This is a genomic window from Psychrobacter fozii (genome assembly GCF_003217155.1).
Lineage (GTDB): Bacteria > Pseudomonadota > Gammaproteobacteria > Pseudomonadales > Moraxellaceae > Psychrobacter > Psychrobacter fozii.
On sequence record NZ_QJSU01000003.1, the window covers coordinates 52,330 to 70,689 of the forward strand.

Below are 18,360 nucleotides of genomic sequence, written 5' to 3' on the forward strand. Positions count from 1 at the left end.
TTAAGTATGAGCAGTTATGCTGCAATTGAGGTCTATGACTTTGATTCTCCGCAGCAAGAAGCTCAGTATCGTGGTCTCATTGAAGAGTTTCGGTGCCCCAAATGTCAAAACCAAAACTTAGCAGGCTCTGATGCACCAATTGCTCAAGACTTAAAGCAAAAAACGTATGATCTGATAAAAGATGGTCGTAGTGATGGTGAGATTCGCGCTTATATGCAGGAGCGTTATGGCGACTTTATTAGTTATAAGCCGCCCGTACGTCCATCAACGTGGATTTTATGGTTTTTTCCGCCATTATTGCTCATCATTTTGGTCGCAGGTTGGTTCTGGCAAAGCAAGCGGCGCCAGCTTGTGGCTAGCGGAGAGAGTGGGGTGACAGTAAATAATACTGCTACGGCGCTATCTGCTGCCGAAAAAGCTGAACTTGATCGCTTGTTATCACGTGCTGATAGCGATGATAAGAAAGATCATGACATCACAAGTCTCGAGGACAAAAAATGACCATATTCTCTACTGTGGGCTTATTTATTGCTCTAAGCTTACTTACAGCCTTAATACTTGCTGTGATTACTATAATACCGTGGTTAAGATCGCCTCGTTCACAAGAAAAACAAGTAGACAATCAGCTATTAGATATCAACGTTGCGGTGTTCCGCGAGCGTTTAGCAGAATTAAAAACCGATAAAGATAGTGGCACTATTGACGACAGTCACTATGAGAATCAAAAGCTTGAGCTTGAGCGTCAGCTGTTAGATGCTCAGCGTGAAGTCGCACCGATGGTCACACCTGGCGTTAAGAGCCGCCTGATTATTATCGTTTGGGTTCCTGTATTGTCGGCTCTGGCGTATGTTATGGTCGGTGATCGTACCCCTGTGTTTGAGCTGTGGGCAGCCGAAGACAAAGTCAGCCAAGTTGCTGATGACTTACTGACTGGTAAGATTGATCAGCCACCAGCTTGGGCGATCGAAGATGGTCAGCAGCTCATTAGTGCTATGCAGACCAATGTCTATCGTCATGCCGATGATCCTAATCGCTGGATGCGCCTATCGGAGCTTTTCTTATCATTAGAAGCGACCGATTCGGCACTAGAGGCTTTGTCACGTGCTTACCGCTTAACACCAGACAATGAAGAAATCGCGACTACCTACGCACAGATTAGCTTTTTTGCTAATAAAGGCCAGTTAGATTCTAATACTCGCCGAGTGCTAGAAGGCGTATTGATCAAAAATCCAGCGCATGAAGGCGCGCAAATGCTCATGGCAATGGGTGAGGCACGCAGTAGTAATTTTGACCAAGCACAAGGCTGGATTAGACGTCTACGCGAGAGTATTTCTGCCAAGCCTGGCGACCATACCCAAGCGCTATCGAGTTTGGATGAGTTAAGTGCCAGTGTGAGTGCTCAGAAGCAGCAAGCATCTGAAGGCGTCGAAGTCACCGTGAAAGTGAATGCAAGTCTATTGCCGTTGGTTAAGGCTGACGATGTACTGTTTGTGGCGATACGTGATGTGAAAGGTGGTCCACCATTTGCAGCCAAGCGGTTACCAATTAGCGTCATTAAACAAGGTGAAGCCAATATTAGCCTAAGTGATTTGGATGCTATGATGCCTGAACGTACTTTGAAGTCTGCTCGAGACGAGAAGGTTCAGTTAGCAGTCATCGCACGCATCAGTCATAGCGGTACTGCTAGTGCTGAATCAGGTGACTTGTCAGGCAATCCAGTCGTGATTGGTGCTGAACAAACTGAGGTTAATGTAGACATCAATCAGCAAATCCCTTAGCTGGTTATCTGTTGCTGTCAGCACCTATGACATAAGCGCTGTTGTCCAATACAGCAGCGTGCAACAGCATTATATGAACAGGTAAGTCATCGCAACTTATCACCCCAAATAATTAAAATACTTGAGCTTTGCAGGGCCACGAGGTAAGGTAGCCTTGCAAACAACCAATCCCAACGTTGTATTAGTCCCAAAATCCTATTTATTAAGGAGAAACGTGTAATGATGCGTATTATTTTGCTAGGTCCACCAGGCGCCGGTAAAGGTACCCAAGCCCAGTTCATTTCGAAAGAATATGATATCCCGCAAATCTCAACTGGCGATATGCTGCGTGCAGCAATCAAAGAGGGTAGCGAACTTGGCAAAAAAGCCAAAGACATCATGAATGCGGGTGGCTTGGTTTCTGATGACCTTATCATTAACCTAGTGAAAGAACGTATCGCTAAGCCTGATTGTGTCAACGGTTGTATCTTTGATGGTTTCCCACGTACGATTCCACAAGCTCAAGCGCTTGCAGATGCTGACGTTGCGATCAACCATGTGGTTGAAATCAGCGTTCCTGATGATGAAATCGTCAACCGTCTGTCTGGTCGCCGCCAGCATCCAGGCTCAGGTCGCGTTTATCACGTCCATCACAATCCACCTAAGCAAGACGGTCTTGATGATGTGACTGGCGAAGCGTTAATTCAGCGCGAAGATGATAAAGAATCTACGATTCGTGATCGCCTAGCGACTTATCATGAGCAGACATCTGCACTTGTTGGTTTTTATCAAGATAAAGCTAGCAAAGGTGCTGATGCACCTAAGTATGATAAGTTTGATGGTACTCAAGGTATCGATGATGTCAAGCAACAAATTTTGTCTGCACTAAAAGGCTAATTATCAATTTTAGCTAATTGATATAGTCATTAAAGACCCTGTTTAATAGCAGGGTCTTTTTATGGCTAATGATCTTGTATCTGATGGTTTTATATCTTACGAATCTATTTTTCGTAATGGCTTGTTCATTTAGAATTAAAAAGCACCCACAAAAAAACCGCTTACTCATCATAAGTAAACGGCCTTTTTATCAAAATATGCGACTGATAAAGCTCGCATATTTCTGATTAAAGCTTAGGCATTACCTTCAGCACCAACTTGTGCTTGCTGCTGGCTTTGTGCGTAAGCTTGATCAAAGTTAACTGGTGCTAGCAATAACTGCGGGAAACTACCACGTGTCACGATGTCACTGATGACTTCACGAGCGTATGGGAATAGCACGTTAGGGCAGTATGCACCCAGGATTTGACCGATTTGGTCTTCTGGAATGTCTTTTAATAAGAAAATACCCGCTTGATGAACTTCAGCGATAAAGGCTGCTTCATCAGCATTTTTAGCCGTAACGCTCACGGTCAAAATGATTTGATAATGATCATCATCAAGCTTTTCAGCATTGCTAGATAGGTTGATATCAAGCTCTGGGTTCCACTCTTTGGTGAATACACCAGCGCCTGGCACTTCAAGTGACATGTCTTTTACATAGATGCGTTCTAGTGCCAATTGCGGTTGTGCTTGTTCGTCAGCCATGGTAATTCCTCTAAAATTGAATCAAATAATTGGGAAAATGGTCATTTTAATCAAAGTTCATTGTAATATAAATCGAGACTGAATCTCGACATTTTTATCAATACTTTTTATTACTAGTCTTGAACCTACCTCTTTCTCTCTATCTTTGTATAAGCAGAGGTGGGTTCAAAAATAGACAGCAGATTAACCCGCTAATAGCTCGTCAAGTTTGCCTTGTTGGTTCATTTGATTGAGCTCATCGAAGCCACCGACAAAGGTATCACCAACGAAGATTTGTGGCACCGTGCGATAGTTATTGGTTTTTTTCATCAATGCTTGGCGCTCTTCGCTACTGATGTCGTGCATGCCAATCTCTTCATAAGCAACGCCTTTAGTTTTTAGCAATTGTTTGGCGTTTGAGCAGTATGGGCAGATAGGGGTCGTGTAGACTTTAACAGATACGGTCATGATGAATCCTTATTTATTGGTTTAGAAGGTAAACGTTTTATTGTAATCCGATACCAGTGCATAAATTGATATATAAAAATATATTTGGTGATGCTCATTATTAAAGTGGGGATGAGCATATCAAATTCAAGATGCTGGAGCATAAAAGCGCTGAGGGTAGCATAAATGCCACAAACAAAAAAACACCTATCGATAAGGTGTCTTTTTTTGAGCGTATCAATCAGATATTAATTGATGCCCACTGAGCATTTTTCTAAATAGTCATAAGATTTGCTATTTATGCAAACTCGGCTTGGCTTTGCCTTTGTTCTTTGGCTTGACATCTTTTACACCAACCAACGGCATGCCAGCACCTTGCCAACCACCAACACCACCTTCTAAACGGTAGACGTCATCTTTACCGATCATCTGAATCGCAGCGCCTGCTTGCACACCCATGTCACAGATAATAATGACGGGTTGCTCAATGGCACGAATTTCTTCTATGCGGTCTTTGAGATCAGTGAAAGGTATATTGCGGCTGCCTTGGATATAACCTGACTCAAACTTCTTTTTGGCACGAATATCGATCAGCTGCGCATTTTGCGAGTTAACCATCATACCAAGGGTATTAGGCGATATTTTTCTGCCGCTACGTTTGTTTTCAATAGCAAAAAATAGCACGGCAAGTACGGCCAATATACCAAATAAAAACGGGTGGTTGCCCACAAAATCCAGCGCACGATCCAAACCATACCTCCAAAAAATAAGTGTTCTGTTAAGCCGAGAAGCCAGCCCAACGATATTGAACAAGGCGCTATTATACCGATTAGACCATCCATAGTAAACGTGTGATGGTCAACCTAGTAATGAACGATTAATAAGGCAGCGATTAATAAGGTTTAGTATCAGCCTCTTCTCTAAGGGTCACGAGGTTTTCGACACGGCGCTGTAACACCTCACCATCAGCCACGGCTTGCCATAGTGCGCAACCTTTGCTGTTGTGAGTATGACGACAGTCACGGAACTGACAGTAGCCTGCTAGTGGTGCAAGCTCAACGAAGCCCGAGATAATGTCATCTGGACTCAAATGCCAAATACCATACTCACGGATACCAGGCGTATCGACGATGCCACCTTGAGTCAAGTCATCTGGATTAAACGGTAATAAGCGGCTGGTGGTGGTGGTATGCTGACCGAGCTTCGAGTTCTCAGAGATGATGTTTACCACTTGACCAGATTCTGGCAGCAGCGCATTGATTAAACTGCTTTTACCAACACCAGACTGTCCCGCAAAGATAACCAGTTTTTTGTCTATGTAGCGTTTTAGCTCGTCTAGTCCTTCTTGCTCATCACTGTCAGCGACGTTTTCAGGGCAATCTACTGAGGTTAAGACGCTCTCATAACCAAGTGCTGCATATTGTGCCAATAACTCATTGGTATCGACGCCGTTTTCTTGCGCCAGTAAATCGGCTTTATTAAGCACCAATAATGGTTTTACGTCAGCAAGATGACAAACCACTAGGTAGCGATCAATCAGTGTGGGTGCAGCAGCAGGCAGTGGTGCAAAGACAATGGCCAAAATATCGACGTTGGCAGCGACAGGTTTGAGCTTATGGTAGCGGTCAGGGCGAGAGACGAGAGAGGTGCGTGGTTTGACGGACTCAATACGGCCAAATCCAGTATTGGAGTCGGCATTCCATCGCACTTGGTCACCAGCGGCTAGCATCGGCAGGTTGGTACGTACATGACAACGCCAAATATCACCCAACTCAAGCGTTTGCCAAAATGGTTCAGGATCATCAGGCCCAATCTCTGGCTGCTCAGGTATCACAGCAGGCAAACTGGTGACTTGTACTTCTAGTTGCTTACCGTAATGCGCCATGACCACGCCATCCATCAAACTGTCATCGATGCTGTCTTGACTTAACAATTGCTGCTTGTCGATGCGACGAATCTGCTGTTTGGTCAGTTTGCGTTGCCGGATTAATGCCATGGGTTTGAACCTATTAAAAAAATATTGCTAAGTGTAGCGTGAAAATTTGCTAACATACAGCCTAAAGCGTCTATACCAGACGGTGGTTTTGTAATGTTTTAAGTTTTTGAGACGTTATGAATCCGTCAGCGCAATATAATATCATTTGAGCATGACCATTTATATGTGGTTTATTTAGTTCACATTGCCCCAAAGTTGTTCCAAGATTTATTGACCATAGGACAAAATATGAGTACCGATGACCATCCCAATAAAATCAAAATCAGAAACCAAGGCAAAAAAGGGCTGGTATGGATTGACCTAGAAATGACAGGTCTTGATACCGTCAATGACGAGATTATCGAGATTGCCACTGTCGTCACTGACGAAGATTTGAATGTATTGGCAGAAGGCCCTGTGTTTGCCATTAAGGTATCTGATCAAGTCTTAAATAAGATGGATGATTGGAATACCAAGCAGCATGGCCAGTCAGGATTGGTCGACCGTGTGCGTCGTAGTACCGTGACATTGGCAGAAGCCGAAGCTGAGACCATTAAGTTTTTAAACAAATGGGTCGATAGTGGCAGGTCGCCAATGTGCGGCAACTCAATCTGTCAAGATCGTCGCTTTATGGCACGCCAAATGCCAGAGCTTGAGCGCTTCTTTCATTATCGTAACCTCGATGTGTCCTCTATCAAAGAGCTTTGCTTCCGCTGGCGCCCTGATATCTTAAGAAACTTTGAAAAAGGCGGCAGTCATTTAGCCCTAGATGATATCCGTGATTCTATCCGTGAGCTAAAACACTATCGTCAGCATTTCTTTAAGTTAATTCCTTAAAGCGAAAAATGCTCTATATACAAGCGAGCAATTGCGAGACAGTAAAAAGGGTCTGTTGATAGTTCAACAGACCCTTTTTGTTTTTAATATATATGCAAAAGCTACATCAAACGAGTGCTTTAAATTCAAACAATCCAAACTCAGCATCATTACTACTAAAACTATCATTTGATTGTTCATCATCTATCACTGCACCAATAACGGCACTGACTTTCGGCTGGCGTGTCTCTTTGTCTAGTAGTCGCCAATCACCTAAGACATAACGAATTTTATCATTGGCAGTTTGATGAATGTCTGGACGATGCGTATGACCATGTAGTAAGGCATCACTATCAGCCATCACCGTACTGACTGCGTCTGCATTGACATCCATGATATGGGTGGCTTTATTGGCGTTATTTCTCTGACTCTTCTGTCGCATTTTATCAGCGATTGCCAAGCGTTTTTCTAACGATTTATTGAGTAAATACCATTGAGTCAAACGGTTGCGCATTATCTTGCGAAAGAACTGATACTTTTTATCATCGGTACAGAGCGCATCGCCATGCTCTAATCGGTAGTTTTTCTGCCCAACGTTTAGGGTGTATGGCTCATAAATAAGCTCACCACCGAATAAATTACAGAATGGTTGATCTAATAGAAAATCACGATTGCCATGCATCACCAAAATCTCACAGCCATCCACTCGCAGTGCTTTTAACTTCACGATAAGCGGGGTGAGCCAATGGGTCTGGCGTTCATCCACTGACAACGATAGATAAACATCATCACCTAGCCATACTTCGAACCAATCACCTAAGATAAATAGGCGTTTGAGAGCAGGTAAGGCAAGGCAATCATCAAGCAGCGCCAAAAAAGCCTGCACTAAGGCAGGCTCTTCAGGCGATAAATGCAAATCGCTAATCAAAACTTGCCGCACCTCATGAGGGCGGGTCGTGATTAAATGATTAAAATTTTGCATTTATCTTTATCCTCGTGACTTATCAGAATGCTTTTTGAAAAGTTATTCTAATAAGTGCTTATTGAGTAAATATGACTACTTAGCCTGCTAATGAGAAACAATTACTGAGTAATGATGGTCGCTGAGTTGATAACGACTGGCTCTTTTGGCACATCAGCATGCATGCCGAAACGACCAGTAGGAACGCTTTTCATTTTTTCAATAACATCCATGCCGCTTGTGACTTTACCAAATACAGTATAGCCCCAACCTTGCATGTTTTTGCCAGTGTGGTTTAGGAAATCATTGTCTTTCACGTTTACGAAGAACTGGCTGGTTGCTGAATGCGGATCTTGCGTACGCGCCATCGCAATCGTACCTTTGTCATTTTTTAGACCGTTGTCTGCTTCGTTTTCAACGGGAGCATTGGTTGGTTTTTCGTTCATTTCAGCGTCCATTCCGCCGCCTTGAATCATGAAACCATCAATGATGCGATGAAAAATCGTACCGTCATATTGACCAGATTTCACATAGTTCAAAAAGTTTTCTACGGTTTTTGGTGCTTTTTCTTCATTGAGTTCGATAACGATCGCACCCATACTGGTGTCTAGTTCTACTACTGGTGGCATGTCTACCATGTGATATTCCTCTTTCGATTGCAGCGCCTTAAATGATGCTGTCAAGTGGTGGGTAAAAAGTTGGTTAATAAAAAGTCATGGGTAGTCTAACGGCTTTTTTAGTCTGTGTCATGTATCAGGCTGTTAATGCGTTCGCAAAAGCTGATAGAATAACGCAACTTTAACTTTTTATTATCATTTTTGATAACCTGTTTTTAATAGTTTGGTTTGAATTTTCCATGATGTGTGATGGCATGCATCATGAACTGACAATTTGCGTTAGGAGCAATACCCGATGAGTGAGAACTCAAGCAATAATGCACAAAAAGACGAACACAAAAACGACTTTATTCGTAATATTATTCGTGACGATATCAAAGCGCAAAAACAGCAACAGATTGTGACGCGTTTTCCGCCTGAGCCAAACGGCTACCTACATTTGGGTCATGTAAAATCTATCTGTTTAAACTTTGGTGTGGCCAAAGAGTTCGACGGTGTGTGTAACCTGCGTTTTGATGACACAAATCCAACGGCAGAAAAGCAAGACTTCATCGACAACATCGAAAACGATGTGAAATGGCTAGGATTTGAGTGGTCAGGTGAAGCGCACCATGCGTCAGGCTACTTTGGTCAGTTGCATGCATGGGCAGTACAGTTGATTGAACAAGGTGATGCATATGTTGACTTGCAATCGCCTGAACAGATGAAAGAAAACCGTGGCTCATTCAATGAGGCAGGCACGCCGTCTCCGCAGCGTGATGCCAGTGTTGAAGAAAACCTAGCACTATTCAATGATATGAAAGATGGCAAGTATACTGAAGGCAAAGCCGTGTTGCGCGCCAAGATTGATATGGCAAGCCCAAACATGAACATGCGTGACCCTGTCATCTACCGTGTCATGCATCAAGCGCATCATCAAACAGGGGATAAATGGTGCATCTATCCTATGTATGATTTTGCCCATCCGCTCTCTGATGCGCTCGAAGGGATTACTCACTCACTATGTACGCTAGAGTTTGAAGACCATCGCCCGTTCTATGATTGGGTCATCGAAAAAGTTGGCTTTGCCACGCCGCCGCACCAGTACGAGTTCAGCCGCTTGAATGTGGACCATACGTTGACCAGTAAACGCAAACTTAAGCAATTGGTTGATGAAAACATCGTTAGTGGTTGGGATGATCCACGTATGCCAACGGTCGCTGGTATGCGTCGCCGTGGTTATACGCCAGAGGGTTTACGTGACTTCTGTGAACGTGTGGGCGTGACGAAAGTAGATAGCGTGGTTGATTTTCGCTTATTGGAGTTTAGTATTCGTCAATCATTAGAGACGACGACTGCCCGTGGTATGGCAGTACTCAAACCGTTAAAAGTGACCATCACTAACTTTGCAGAAGCGGTTAGCAGTTGGGAATCTCTAAAAGCGGATAGCGTCAACGCGCGTTTTGATGATGCCGCACAAACCTTATGGTTGACTCAGCCGAACCATCCCAATGTCGATATGGGTGAGCGTGAAATCCCATTCACTGAGACGATATATATCGATCAAGGCGATTACGAGATTGAACCGCCAGCAGGCTATAAGCGCTTGTCACCAGAAAAGCCAGAAATTCGTCTGCGTAATACCTATGTGTTGGCAGTGACTGAGCATATTACGGATGAAGCGGGCAATGTGGTCGAACTAAAAGCCACCATTGATCCGACTACCTTGGGTCAAAATCCCGAAGGCCGTAAGGTTAAAGGTGTCATTCACTGGGTATCGGCCAGTCAAGGCGTTTCAGCAACCGTGCGTATGTATGAGCAACTATTTAGTGTTGAAGACCCAAGCAGCGTTGCTGACGTCCATCAAGCATTGAATCCTAACTCATTAACTGAACTCAATGCCGTGGTTGAGCCATCACTTGCCAATGCTAATGCTGGCACGCGTTTTCAGTTTGAGCGCGAAGGTTATTTTATCTCTGATAGTGAAGACCATAGCACTGATAAACCAGTCTTTAACCAGATCGTTAGCTTGCGTGACAGCTATAAACCTGCTTAACACACAACAAGCAATGCAAATGGCATTTGTTTTGAGACAATACTGAACAATAGTGGTTTGCAAGCCCGCCCATTTCTAGTACGCTAGGGATGGGCTTTTTTGTGCATCTGTAAAATTGAGTATCGTAATATTTGAGGAAATAAAAATGGCAAAGTTTTTAAACAGTAGTGGTACGACTTATCATCTAGAAGAATTGATTAAAAATACCTCTGAGAGATAAGGGTCTGTTGAACATTCAAATATTAGGGCTGCTGATGGCTAAAATTGCACCAAACTAGGCGCAAGCCGACGATAATGTCGAGACCTTAGCTAGGCTTGTAACAACGTTTGGGATAATTTTAGCATCAGCCTTTCAGGGCAGTACTATTTTTTGCCAATATATGGCGAAATTGTTTCACCTAGAATAACTATGCATCAAAAATTTCACTGCATATTGTCTAAAAAAATAGTGACTGCCAGCACCACATTTGAATGTTCAACAGACCCCAATTATTATTAGTCCGTATCTAAAGCTTAATGAGCGTATTAAAGAATTATTAGAAGACCATAATCGTCTCAAAATTGATATTAGAATCGTTTATGGTAAAAATGATCTGCACCCTGAAGAAATAAATTGGCTCAAAAACTTAACCTTTATTCGTACCAGTTTTTGCAAAAATCTGCATGCGAAATGCTATCTGAATGAAAATGAGTGCATCATTACCAGTCTGAATCTGTATGAGTTTAGCCAAGTCAATAATAATGAAATGGGCGTGCTGATTTATCGTAATGAAGACAGTAAGCTTTATGCCGATACTTATGAAGAAGCCCAACGCATCATCCGAATCAGTGATGAAGTGAGAATGTCGCTTGAAAAAGTGACTGAAATTGAATCTGGAAACGATGCTAGCACTGATAAAAAATCCGCCTCTAATCACACTGCGGCAAGTGCTAATAATGCTAATACAACGGCAAAACCTATCACAGAAGCGGCGACACCGAATTACTCTAGGTTGACGACTGCCAAGCTTGCTAAAGAACTGGGGTTTAAAACTCAGGAGTTAAATGATAAGTTGTTGGCAGTAGGTTATTTAGAAGCGCAAGATGGCGAGCTAGTATTGACTGATGCTGGACGAGCAGCTGGTGGCACTAGTAAAAAGGGCAAGTTTGGTGAGTTTTGCTTATGGGATGCAGGGATGGTCATCTAGTTGACCCTCTAGAAATGTATGGGTTTATTTATTGCCAAATAGAATAACCGTATTACAATCCGTCACAAGACATTCATAACCAGTTTGTTAAGATAAAGTCAGTTTTTACTGAGGCGCTCTGTGTTATATTTGATCACGGAGCACGTCGATGATAATAATAGAGCGCGAGGCCGACGTGTCGATATAAGCGTTCATCAACATAGCTAAGGAATAGAGCATGGCACATTTACGTTTAGGTGATACCGCACCAAATTTTGACGCTACAACCACAGAGGGTGACATCAATTTCCACGAGTGGGCGGGTGATAACTGGGTTGTTTTCTTCTCACATCCAGCTGACTTCACGCCAGTTTGTACGACCGAGCTTGGCCGTGCTGCTGCACTTAATGGTGAATTTCAAAAGCGTGGTGTCAAGCCAATCTGTATCTCAGTTGACGGTATAGATGATCACCATGCTTGGGCAAAAGATATCGGTGAGACACAAGGGACTGAGCTGAACTTCCCAATCATTGCCGATCCAAACAAAGAAGTGGCTGAGCTATATGACATGATGCATCCAAATGCAGACAGCACTCATACCGTACGCAGCGTATTCATCATTGATCCAAGCAAAAAAATCCGTTTAACCTTAACGTATCCTGCGAGCTGTGGTCGTAACTTTGACGAGATTCTTCGCGTTATTGATGCTCTGCAACTGTCTGACGAATATAACATTGCGACGCCAGTAGATTGGAAAGATGGTGATGACGTGATCATTCCACCAAGTGTGAAAAACGAAGATATTGCTGCTAAATACCCTAAAGGCTATACAGAGGTTAAGCCGTATCTACGTACCACACCTGCACCAAATAAGTAAGTTGAGCGTACTTGCCCTGTGATAATAGATATTAAGCCCTATAACGTAACGTTATGGGGCTTTTTGCTGTTCATATAACAGTAGCGGTGGGTTTAGCAGTTCACTGACTATATGATGGCAAAAGAACCATAGATTATGTCTAGGTAATATCGTCTTTGAATGATATATTTTTAATGAGCGTTATCTACTATAAAAACCAATAGTACCCATTTGCTTTTCAATCCATATTTTAAGGAGTTTGCCATGAAAAAACTATACGTCACCCGTACTGCACCGAATCCACGCAAAGCACTTATCTTATTAGCATCAAAAGGTATCGATGTTGATGACATGGACGATATTGATGTCATTGACATAGATTTTGCTGCTAATGAGCAGAATTCAGATGAGTTCACTGCAATGAATCCGATGCGTACTGTGCCAGTTTTAACCTTGTCTGATGGTACCGTACTCAATGATTCACAGGCCGTTTGTGAATACCTCGACCGTGTCTATGGCGAGCGCTCAGTGATGGGTAATGACGTCATACAACGCGCACAAGTTTGTTCTATGCGCCGCATTGCAGAGTTTGAAGTGCTATATAACTTCATGTTGGCATTCCAACACAGTAATCCCGCTAAAGCCCAACGTGTTGAGCAAGTGCCAGAGTTTGTTGCGCCATCTATCGCACGAGGGGTCAAAACACTCGCGTACTTTGAAAGCATACTAGAAGGCCGTGAGTATTTGGTCGGTGAGCAATTGAGTTTTGCTGATATTGTTCTATATATAGGTTTAGACTTTGGTAAAGTGCTCAAAGTTGATCCCAATGAGCAAGGTAAAAATCTTGCCCGTTTTTATCACATGATGAATGAGCGTTTTAGTATCAAAAACATGGCAAAAGCCAAGCCTACTCATAAAGAAGACTGAAACAAACACTAAGAATTAAGAATCATTTATAATCAGCGGTCTTAGGTAGTTGATAGTAATGTCAATTGCCTAAGACTATTTTTATGGGTGTATGACAAGTAAGAATAACCCGTAAAATAGTAGTTATACCAAACCCAAGAAATACGATTAGCTGCGTCAAACTCGTTTAGTCTACAATGCGTAGTACTTGCACTTGTTTTCCTTGCTACTCTAATTTTTGTGAATGGTATTACTATGACTACATAAAATTAAACACTTTGTTACAACCGCTATAGTCATCAGCGCTATAGTGGTGAAATCATTACGCTTTTTGTGTTAGATACGGTTCGCCATCTGACCCTAAAATTCGTAATTTAGCCTCAAAGAGTTGATGGTTTAAAGCTTAGTTCTGCAAAAAGGATAATCGCGATGCATGTAAATGGCCAAAAGGTATGATTGTTATGACATCGTTTGTTAGAAAACAGCCTGTTCGTTTGATGTTGGTATTAAGTATGCTAGCTACCGGTTTGGCATTAAGTGCTTGCCACGGGTCTGCTGACGAAAATCAAGGGCCAGACGATACGGATGTGGCTGCTAGTGAAGTAAATAATACAGCTGCTGATAGCAATACTGCTAATCAAGATGTTATTAATACCGATGCGATGGCCAGCGAGGCGATATCCGGTAAGATGAGCATTGAAGATGCAATGATTAGCAATCTTTCACGTTATCGTTGGACACTGATATCTGCAACGGACAGTCATGATCAGCCATTAGATATGTTGATGCAAATCACAGACCAAGTGCGACTGTCACTCAACCAGTATCAGGGTCAGAATACCTTAAACTATAGTGTTGGTTGTAACACCATAAGTGCGACTTATCAGTTGCAAGGTGCCGCTTTGACCGTTGAAGATAGCATGAGTACTAAAATGTCTTGCGGTGATCTTAACAAGGCTGAAGACAACTTAAGTACGCTAATGCAAGGTGATAGTGAACTGGTATTGGCAATGGCTAACAATGCTAGCGTTGACAGTCTCAAAAGTGATACACCAATATTGACGCAGACTACCAGTGATGCAGCTACTTTAGTTTGGCAAGGAAAGCTGACCCCACAAGCCAGATATAATAGTAAGGGCGAGGCTGTATTTTGGGCAGTAAGTGCAGACATGGTACCGTGTGCTGATAATAACTCACAGATGTGTTTACGAGTGAAGCCCGTTACTTATAACAGTCAGGGTATTAAAATCAATGAAGGTAAATGGCGCGTATTTATTGGTGAAATCGATGGTTATCAGCATGATGGCCAGCATGAAGAGGTGTTACGTCTACAGCGCTATCGATTAGACGGCAGCGATACGGCAGAGGATGATACTTCCAACACATCAGATGAAGAATATGCTTATGTATTGGATGCAGTCATTGAAAGTTCAGTAGTAGAATAGATTCGTTCATTATCGTTATGAATATATTGGGTCAATGATTCAAAAAACACGCGTCCATGTGAAGCGTGTTTTTTTATGGTTGTTTATATTTAACGTAAATTACCTAAATCTTCTTCCGTTAAGCGCCAACGGCCTTTCTTTTTAGAAGCCCCGCGTCCACGCATAGCACTATTCAATATCAGTTTGTTCATTGAATGGCTTGAGTGTGCGTGACAGATGGCGCAGGCGAGTCCATCAGCAGCATCCTGTTGTGGTACCACATCTAGAGACAATATACGGCAGACCATCTCTTGCACCTGCTCTTTTGCTGCGGCACCATAGCCGCAGACGGCTTGCTTGATTTGGCGGGCCGTATATTCTGATACTTCTAGGTCCAGTGCTACCATAGCAGCAATCGCTGCACCTCGCGCCTGACCAAGCTTAAGCGCAGAGTCTGGATTTTCAGCCATAAACACCTGTTCAATAGCCGTATAGATAGGCTCGTCTGCATATTTCAAATGATGCTGGGTGATTCGTGTCAGACCATTAAAAATACGCTTAAGTCGTTCAGGCATCTCTTTGGTATCCGTACGAATAGTACCTGCATCGATATAAGTCAGTTTGTCGCCGGTTTGTTGAACAATTCCATAACCCGTCATGCGTGAGCCTGGATCAATCCCGATAATAATGGCCATAATATCCCGTCTTGCTTACATTTTATTTTATACTCAATCCTATATAAATCGGATAGGGTGTCAGACTCGTTCAGCCTACTCTCGTAGCACTTTTACTTACCGTCCTTTTATCCAAATTATATTGTACCGACTATATGGCTTAAAAATTAGCCGTAAGTTTGATAGTATAGCAATCAATCCCCATATACATCATATGTTAGCCATCTTAATTTGCATGGCGCTCAATTTATTGGTTTTTATTTTATAGGACGACACTTTATGGGTCAGATAGTTGGTATTGCCATCGTTTGGTTTATTATCGAGATGCTGCTTTGGTATTTGCTTGCTCAGTTTATGAGTGGTTGGTGGGTGTTTATGTGGTTTATCATTGCCGCCGTCATCGGTATCTCACTGTTGCGTAAAGGAATGGCAGCACTGAATCCAATGGCACAGCAGATGAAAGCTGGTGGGATGACGAATCCGTCGATGCGTCCGCAAGAGTCGACCATGATTAAAAGTGTCGCGATGGCAGCAGCGGGTGTTTTACTGCTTATACCTGGGGTGCTCAGTGATTTGCTCGCATTATTGGTCGTATTGCCACCAGTACAGAAAAAACTTAAAGACTTTGCCAATAACTATGTCATGAACAATCAGCAAAAAATGATGGAAATGATGGCGAAGCAGATGGGTGGTCAAATGGGCGGCGGTCAAAATCCGTTTGGCGGTATGGGTGGTCAGAACCCATTCGGTGGAGCAGGCGGCACGAACGGTCAAACCCCATTTGGTCAGCAACAACAAAACCCGTTCGGCGATGTGTTCAAACAGCATACGACTGTTGATGGTACAGCAAAAAATATTCCTAAAGATGTGAAAAAAATCACAAAGTCAGCTAATGATGAATAGTGTATCGTCTATAGACTAGGAATACAGAAAAGTCATAAAAAAGCCCCTTTCGTCGATGACAAAAGGGGCTTTTTGTTGGTTGTAACCGTATTATCGTAAACTTATTTGTTATGAATAAAACGGTCAATAACCGAATAAAACAACCGAAGTGCCGCTGTAAGATGGTGACCCATGAACCGTGAAGTTCAGGGCGGATGCGTCATCATCTCTGCAGGTTTCCTGATACACCGCAAGCGGTGCAGGCATACACAATGAGATGATAGGTACCACATCCTGGTAAAGCATTATCGGCTCAGGGAATAAACATCTACTAGCCAACACTTCAGAATATATTCATATTAACTAATGGTTTGAGTGATTGCAAGTATGATTTACAGATTGATACGTAGGGTTGATGATTACAAGATTCATGTCGAGTTTTAACCCTTTTTCCAATGATACAAGAGCATATTAGATGCTTAATTACTAGTTAAAAATAGCGATTTTTCAGCTATTTTAAGATGTGTGTTAATATAGAGGGCTTTAAACATCCTAATACAGCATCATAGGCGTTCATTCACTTGAGGAGCGGTAATTCATGACCCATAATCACCAACAATCAGAATTTATCAACGATAGTCAGGCTCAACTCAATAATAAAAAAGACAGTGATAACAATAAAAAAACACCGCATGTCTTAATGATATTAGATGGTTTTGGGCATCGTGAAGACGATAAGGACAACGCAATTGCTGCTGCCGATATGCCAAATCTTGATAAGATTTATCAGCAGTATTCACACGGATTGATATCTGCTTCAGGAGAAGACGTTGGTTTGCCAGACGGTCAATTTGGCAACTCAGAAGTTGGGCATATGAACTTGGGTGCTGGCCGTGTTCTTTATCAAGACTCAACTCGTATCTCAAGTGAAGTGAGTAATCGTGAGTTTTATAAAAACGAAGCATTAGTAAATGCCGTAAAAGCGGCAAATGAGCTTGGTGGCAACGTACATATTATGGGGCTGTTGTCGGACGGTGGCGTGCATTCGCATCAAGACCATATCGAAGCGATGTGCCATTCAGCACTTGTCCATGGTGCCAAAAACGTCTTTGTGCATTGCTTTTTAGACGGCCGTGATACACCGCCAAAGTCTGCTGATAAATACATCAATCGTTTGCGTACGCATATCGGTAAGCTCAATGAGCATTATGAAGGTGGTCGAGTACAGATTGCGAGTATTATCGGTCGTTATTATGCGATGGATCGTGACAATCGTTGGGATCGCGTACAAAAGGCCTATGAGCTTATTACGGAAGGTAAGGCTGATCGCTTGTCGACCCGAGCTGACGGTGCTGTACAAGCCGCTTATAAAGCACGTGAGACAGATGAGTTTATCAGTCCTACGACTGTGATTGGACGTGATGAAGTGCCATACACGGTTGATGACAATGATGCTTTAATTTTTATGAACTTCCGTTCTGACCGTGCCCGTGAACTTGCACAAGCATTTGTACTGCCGGATCATGAGTTTTCTGGGTTTGCACGTAATAAGCAACCTAGACTGGCGGCTTTTGTGATGCTGACCAAGTATTCAGATATTTTAGCGGATAACTCAAAGACTAGCATCGCGTATTATCCAACGTCATTGACCAATACACTTGGTGAATATCTGCAAGACCAAGGTAAGACACAGCTGCGTATCGCAGAAACCGAAAAATACGCTCACGTGACATTTTTCTTTAGTGGTGGCCGTGAGGATGAGTACAACGGTGAGACACGTATTTTAGTGCCTTCTCCAAATGTTGCCACTTATGATTTGCAGCCTGAAATGAGTGCGCCTGAAGTGACAGATAAGTTGGTAGAAGCGATTGAATCTGGTAAATATGACGTGCTGATCGTGAACTATGCCAATGGGGATATGGTTGGACACACAGGTATCTTTAATGCTGCTGTACAAGCGGTAGAGGCGTTGGACGTATGTGTGGGTCGTGTTGCGACTGCAGTGCGAGCAGCTGGAGGTGATATGTTAATCACGGCCGATCATGGTAACTGTGAGCAGATGCAGGACTATGACAGCGGTCAAGTACATACTCAACATACTACTGAACTGGTACCTTTTATTTATGTTGGTGACAAAAAGTTAAAAGTGCGTCATGGTGGTAAGCTGAGCGATATCGCACCGACTATTTTGGCACTGATGAATATCGAAGCACCAATTGAGATGACGGGTGAAAGCTTATTATTACCAGTATCGTAATTGATAATTAAAAGATTTTAGCCT

18 protein-coding genes and 1 other RNA gene are annotated in these 18,360 nt (G+C 42.8%); 11 read left to right on the forward strand and 8 right to left on the reverse strand.

Features of this window, described 5'->3' with window-relative positions; all coding sequences use genetic code 11:
- Nucleotides 1-6: 6 nt before the first annotated feature.
- The 3 genes from DFP82_RS04790 (at nucleotide 7) to adk (ending at nucleotide 2,654) form a co-directional block, all read left to right on the forward strand.
- Nucleotides 7-501, forward strand: a complete 495-nt coding sequence (locus tag DFP82_RS04790) for a cytochrome c-type biogenesis protein (RefSeq protein WP_245905654.1) — start codon at nucleotides 7-9, stop codon at nucleotides 499-501.
- On the forward strand, nucleotides 498-1,778 hold the full coding sequence (gene ccmI, locus DFP82_RS04795; RefSeq protein ID WP_110922604.1) for a c-type cytochrome biogenesis protein CcmI: 1,281 nt from the start codon (nucleotides 498-500) through the stop codon (nucleotides 1,776-1,778). The genes DFP82_RS04790 and ccmI overlap by 4 nt, the downstream gene beginning before the upstream one ends.
- 219 nt (nucleotides 1,779-1,997) lie before the next feature.
- Nucleotides 1,998-2,654 (forward strand): adenylate kinase, encoded by a 657-nt coding sequence (gene adk, locus DFP82_RS04800; protein ID WP_110922605.1) that lies wholly within the window; start codon nucleotides 1,998-2,000, stop codon nucleotides 2,652-2,654.
- Nucleotides 2,655-2,888: 234 nt separating this feature from the next.
- Here adk and secB read toward each other — a convergent pair whose 3' ends face one another.
- From secB to rsgA, 4 genes are all read right to left on the reverse strand, one after another.
- Nucleotides 2,889-3,341, reverse strand: coding sequence for a protein-export chaperone SecB (gene secB / locus DFP82_RS04805; RefSeq protein ID WP_110922606.1), 453 nt, complete (start codon nucleotides 3,339-3,341; stop codon nucleotides 2,889-2,891).
- A 183-nt stretch (nucleotides 3,342-3,524) separates the two neighbouring features.
- The gene (grxC, locus tag DFP82_RS04810; RefSeq protein WP_110922607.1) at nucleotides 3,525-3,788 is read right to left on the reverse strand and encodes a glutaredoxin 3; all 264 of its coding nucleotides are present in this window, start codon (nucleotides 3,786-3,788) and stop codon (nucleotides 3,525-3,527) included.
- 273 nt (nucleotides 3,789-4,061) lie between these two features.
- A complete protein-coding gene (locus tag DFP82_RS04815; protein ID WP_110922608.1) occupies nucleotides 4,062-4,517 on the reverse strand; it encodes a rhodanese-like domain-containing protein in 456 nt (151 codons plus the stop codon).
- 142 nt (nucleotides 4,518-4,659) lie between these two features.
- Nucleotides 4,660-5,763: a ribosome small subunit-dependent GTPase A gene (rsgA, locus tag DFP82_RS04820; protein WP_110922609.1), complete on the reverse strand. Its 1,104-nt coding sequence runs from the start codon at nucleotides 5,761-5,763 to the stop codon at nucleotides 4,660-4,662.
- A 228-nt stretch (nucleotides 5,764-5,991) separates the two neighbouring features.
- On the opposite strand from rsgA, the gene orn reads away from it, so the two are divergent.
- On the forward strand, nucleotides 5,992-6,579 hold the full coding sequence (orn, locus tag DFP82_RS04825; RefSeq protein ID WP_110922610.1) for an oligoribonuclease: 588 nt from the start codon (nucleotides 5,992-5,994) through the stop codon (nucleotides 6,577-6,579).
- 106 nt (nucleotides 6,580-6,685) lie between these two features.
- Here orn and DFP82_RS04830 read toward each other — a convergent pair whose 3' ends face one another.
- Together DFP82_RS04830 and DFP82_RS04835 are read right to left on the reverse strand one after the other, a co-directional pair.
- Nucleotides 6,686-7,540 carry a UDP-2,3-diacylglucosamine diphosphatase gene (locus tag DFP82_RS04830; RefSeq protein WP_110922611.1) on the reverse strand — a complete coding sequence of 285 codons (855 nt, stop codon included), beginning with the start codon at nucleotides 7,538-7,540 and terminating at the stop codon, nucleotides 6,686-6,688.
- Between the two features lie 101 nt (nucleotides 7,541-7,641).
- Nucleotides 7,642-8,157, reverse strand: coding sequence for a peptidylprolyl isomerase (locus tag DFP82_RS04835; RefSeq protein WP_110922612.1), 516 nt, complete (start codon nucleotides 8,155-8,157; stop codon nucleotides 7,642-7,644).
- Nucleotides 8,158-8,431: 274 nt separating this feature from the next.
- On the opposite strand from DFP82_RS04835, the gene DFP82_RS04840 reads away from it, so the two are divergent.
- From DFP82_RS04840 to DFP82_RS04860, 5 genes are all read left to right on the forward strand, one after another.
- Entirely contained in the window at nucleotides 8,432-10,171 is a 1,740-nt protein-coding gene (locus tag DFP82_RS04840) for a glutamine--tRNA ligase/YqeY domain fusion protein (protein ID WP_110922613.1), read from the forward strand.
- A 467-nt stretch (nucleotides 10,172-10,638) separates the two neighbouring features.
- Nucleotides 10,639-11,358: a phospholipase D family protein gene (locus DFP82_RS04845; protein WP_245905642.1), complete on the forward strand. Its 720-nt coding sequence runs from the start codon at nucleotides 10,639-10,641 to the stop codon at nucleotides 11,356-11,358.
- Nucleotides 11,359-11,575: 217 nt separating this feature from the next.
- On the forward strand, nucleotides 11,576-12,214 hold the full coding sequence (locus DFP82_RS04850) for a peroxiredoxin (RefSeq protein WP_110922614.1): 639 nt from the start codon (nucleotides 11,576-11,578) through the stop codon (nucleotides 12,212-12,214).
- 243 nt (nucleotides 12,215-12,457) lie between these two features.
- Nucleotides 12,458-13,120, forward strand: a complete 663-nt coding sequence (locus DFP82_RS04855; protein ID WP_110922615.1) for a glutathione S-transferase family protein — start codon at nucleotides 12,458-12,460, stop codon at nucleotides 13,118-13,120.
- Between the two features lie 440 nt (nucleotides 13,121-13,560).
- A complete protein-coding gene (locus tag DFP82_RS04860) occupies nucleotides 13,561-14,544 on the forward strand; it encodes an META domain-containing protein (protein WP_181416244.1) in 984 nt (327 codons plus the stop codon).
- Nucleotides 14,545-14,633: 89 nt separating this feature from the next.
- On the opposite strand, the gene ruvC is transcribed toward DFP82_RS04860, so the two are convergent.
- On the reverse strand, nucleotides 14,634-15,218 hold the full coding sequence (ruvC, locus tag DFP82_RS04865; protein ID WP_045446965.1) for a crossover junction endodeoxyribonuclease RuvC: 585 nt from the start codon (nucleotides 15,216-15,218) through the stop codon (nucleotides 14,634-14,636).
- Between the two features lie 258 nt (nucleotides 15,219-15,476).
- Between ruvC and DFP82_RS04870 the strand changes: the two genes are divergently transcribed.
- Nucleotides 15,477-16,100, forward strand: a complete 624-nt coding sequence (locus DFP82_RS04870; RefSeq protein WP_110922616.1) for an FxsA family protein — start codon at nucleotides 15,477-15,479, stop codon at nucleotides 16,098-16,100.
- A 136-nt stretch (nucleotides 16,101-16,236) separates the two neighbouring features.
- Here DFP82_RS04870 and ssrS read toward each other — a convergent pair.
- A non-coding RNA gene (ssrS, locus tag DFP82_RS04875) (6S RNA) lies at nucleotides 16,237-16,432 on the reverse strand.
- 245 nt (nucleotides 16,433-16,677) lie between these two features.
- Here ssrS and gpmI point away from each other — a divergent pair.
- Entirely contained in the window at nucleotides 16,678-18,336 is a 1,659-nt protein-coding gene (gene gpmI, locus DFP82_RS04880) for a 2,3-bisphosphoglycerate-independent phosphoglycerate mutase (RefSeq protein ID WP_110922617.1), read from the forward strand.
- Nucleotides 18,337-18,360 lie beyond the last annotated feature (24 nt).

Excerpts from the sequence above, each read along its gene's own strand:
- DFP82_RS04790 (WP_245905654.1), top strand. The coding sequence starts at position 7 with ATGAGCAGTTATGCTGCAATTGAGGTCTATGACTTTGATTCTCCGCAG.
- ccmI (WP_110922604.1), top strand. The coding sequence starts at position 498 with ATGACCATATTCTCTACTGTGGGCTTATTTATTGCTCTAAGCTTACTT.
- adk (WP_110922605.1), top strand. The coding sequence starts at position 1,998 with ATGATGCGTATTATTTTGCTAGGTCCACCAGGCGCCGGTAAAGGTACC.
- secB (WP_110922606.1), bottom strand. The coding sequence starts at position 3,341 with ATGGCTGACGAACAAGCACAACCGCAATTGGCACTAGAACGCATCTAT.
- grxC (WP_110922607.1), bottom strand. The coding sequence starts at position 3,788 with ATGACCGTATCTGTTAAAGTCTACACGACCCCTATCTGCCCATACTGC.
- rsgA (WP_110922609.1), bottom strand. The coding sequence starts at position 5,763 with ATGGCATTAATCCGGCAACGCAAACTGACCAAACAGCAGATTCGTCGC.
- orn (WP_110922610.1), top strand. The coding sequence starts at position 5,992 with ATGAGTACCGATGACCATCCCAATAAAATCAAAATCAGAAACCAAGGC.
- DFP82_RS04830 (WP_110922611.1), bottom strand. The coding sequence starts at position 7,540 with ATGCAAAATTTTAATCATTTAATCACGACCCGCCCTCATGAGGTGCGG.
- DFP82_RS04835 (WP_110922612.1), bottom strand. The coding sequence starts at position 8,157 with ATGGTAGACATGCCACCAGTAGTAGAACTAGACACCAGTATGGGTGCG.
- DFP82_RS04840 (WP_110922613.1), top strand. The coding sequence starts at position 8,432 with ATGAGTGAGAACTCAAGCAATAATGCACAAAAAGACGAACACAAAAAC.
- DFP82_RS04850 (WP_110922614.1), top strand. The coding sequence starts at position 11,576 with ATGGCACATTTACGTTTAGGTGATACCGCACCAAATTTTGACGCTACA.
- DFP82_RS04855 (WP_110922615.1), top strand. The coding sequence starts at position 12,458 with ATGAAAAAACTATACGTCACCCGTACTGCACCGAATCCACGCAAAGCA.
- DFP82_RS04860 (WP_181416244.1), top strand. The coding sequence starts at position 13,561 with ATGACATCGTTTGTTAGAAAACAGCCTGTTCGTTTGATGTTGGTATTA.
- ruvC (WP_045446965.1), bottom strand. The coding sequence starts at position 15,218 with ATGGCCATTATTATCGGGATTGATCCAGGCTCACGCATGACGGGTTAT.
- DFP82_RS04870 (WP_110922616.1), top strand. The coding sequence starts at position 15,477 with ATGGGTCAGATAGTTGGTATTGCCATCGTTTGGTTTATTATCGAGATG.
- gpmI (WP_110922617.1), top strand. The coding sequence starts at position 16,678 with ATGACCCATAATCACCAACAATCAGAATTTATCAACGATAGTCAGGCT.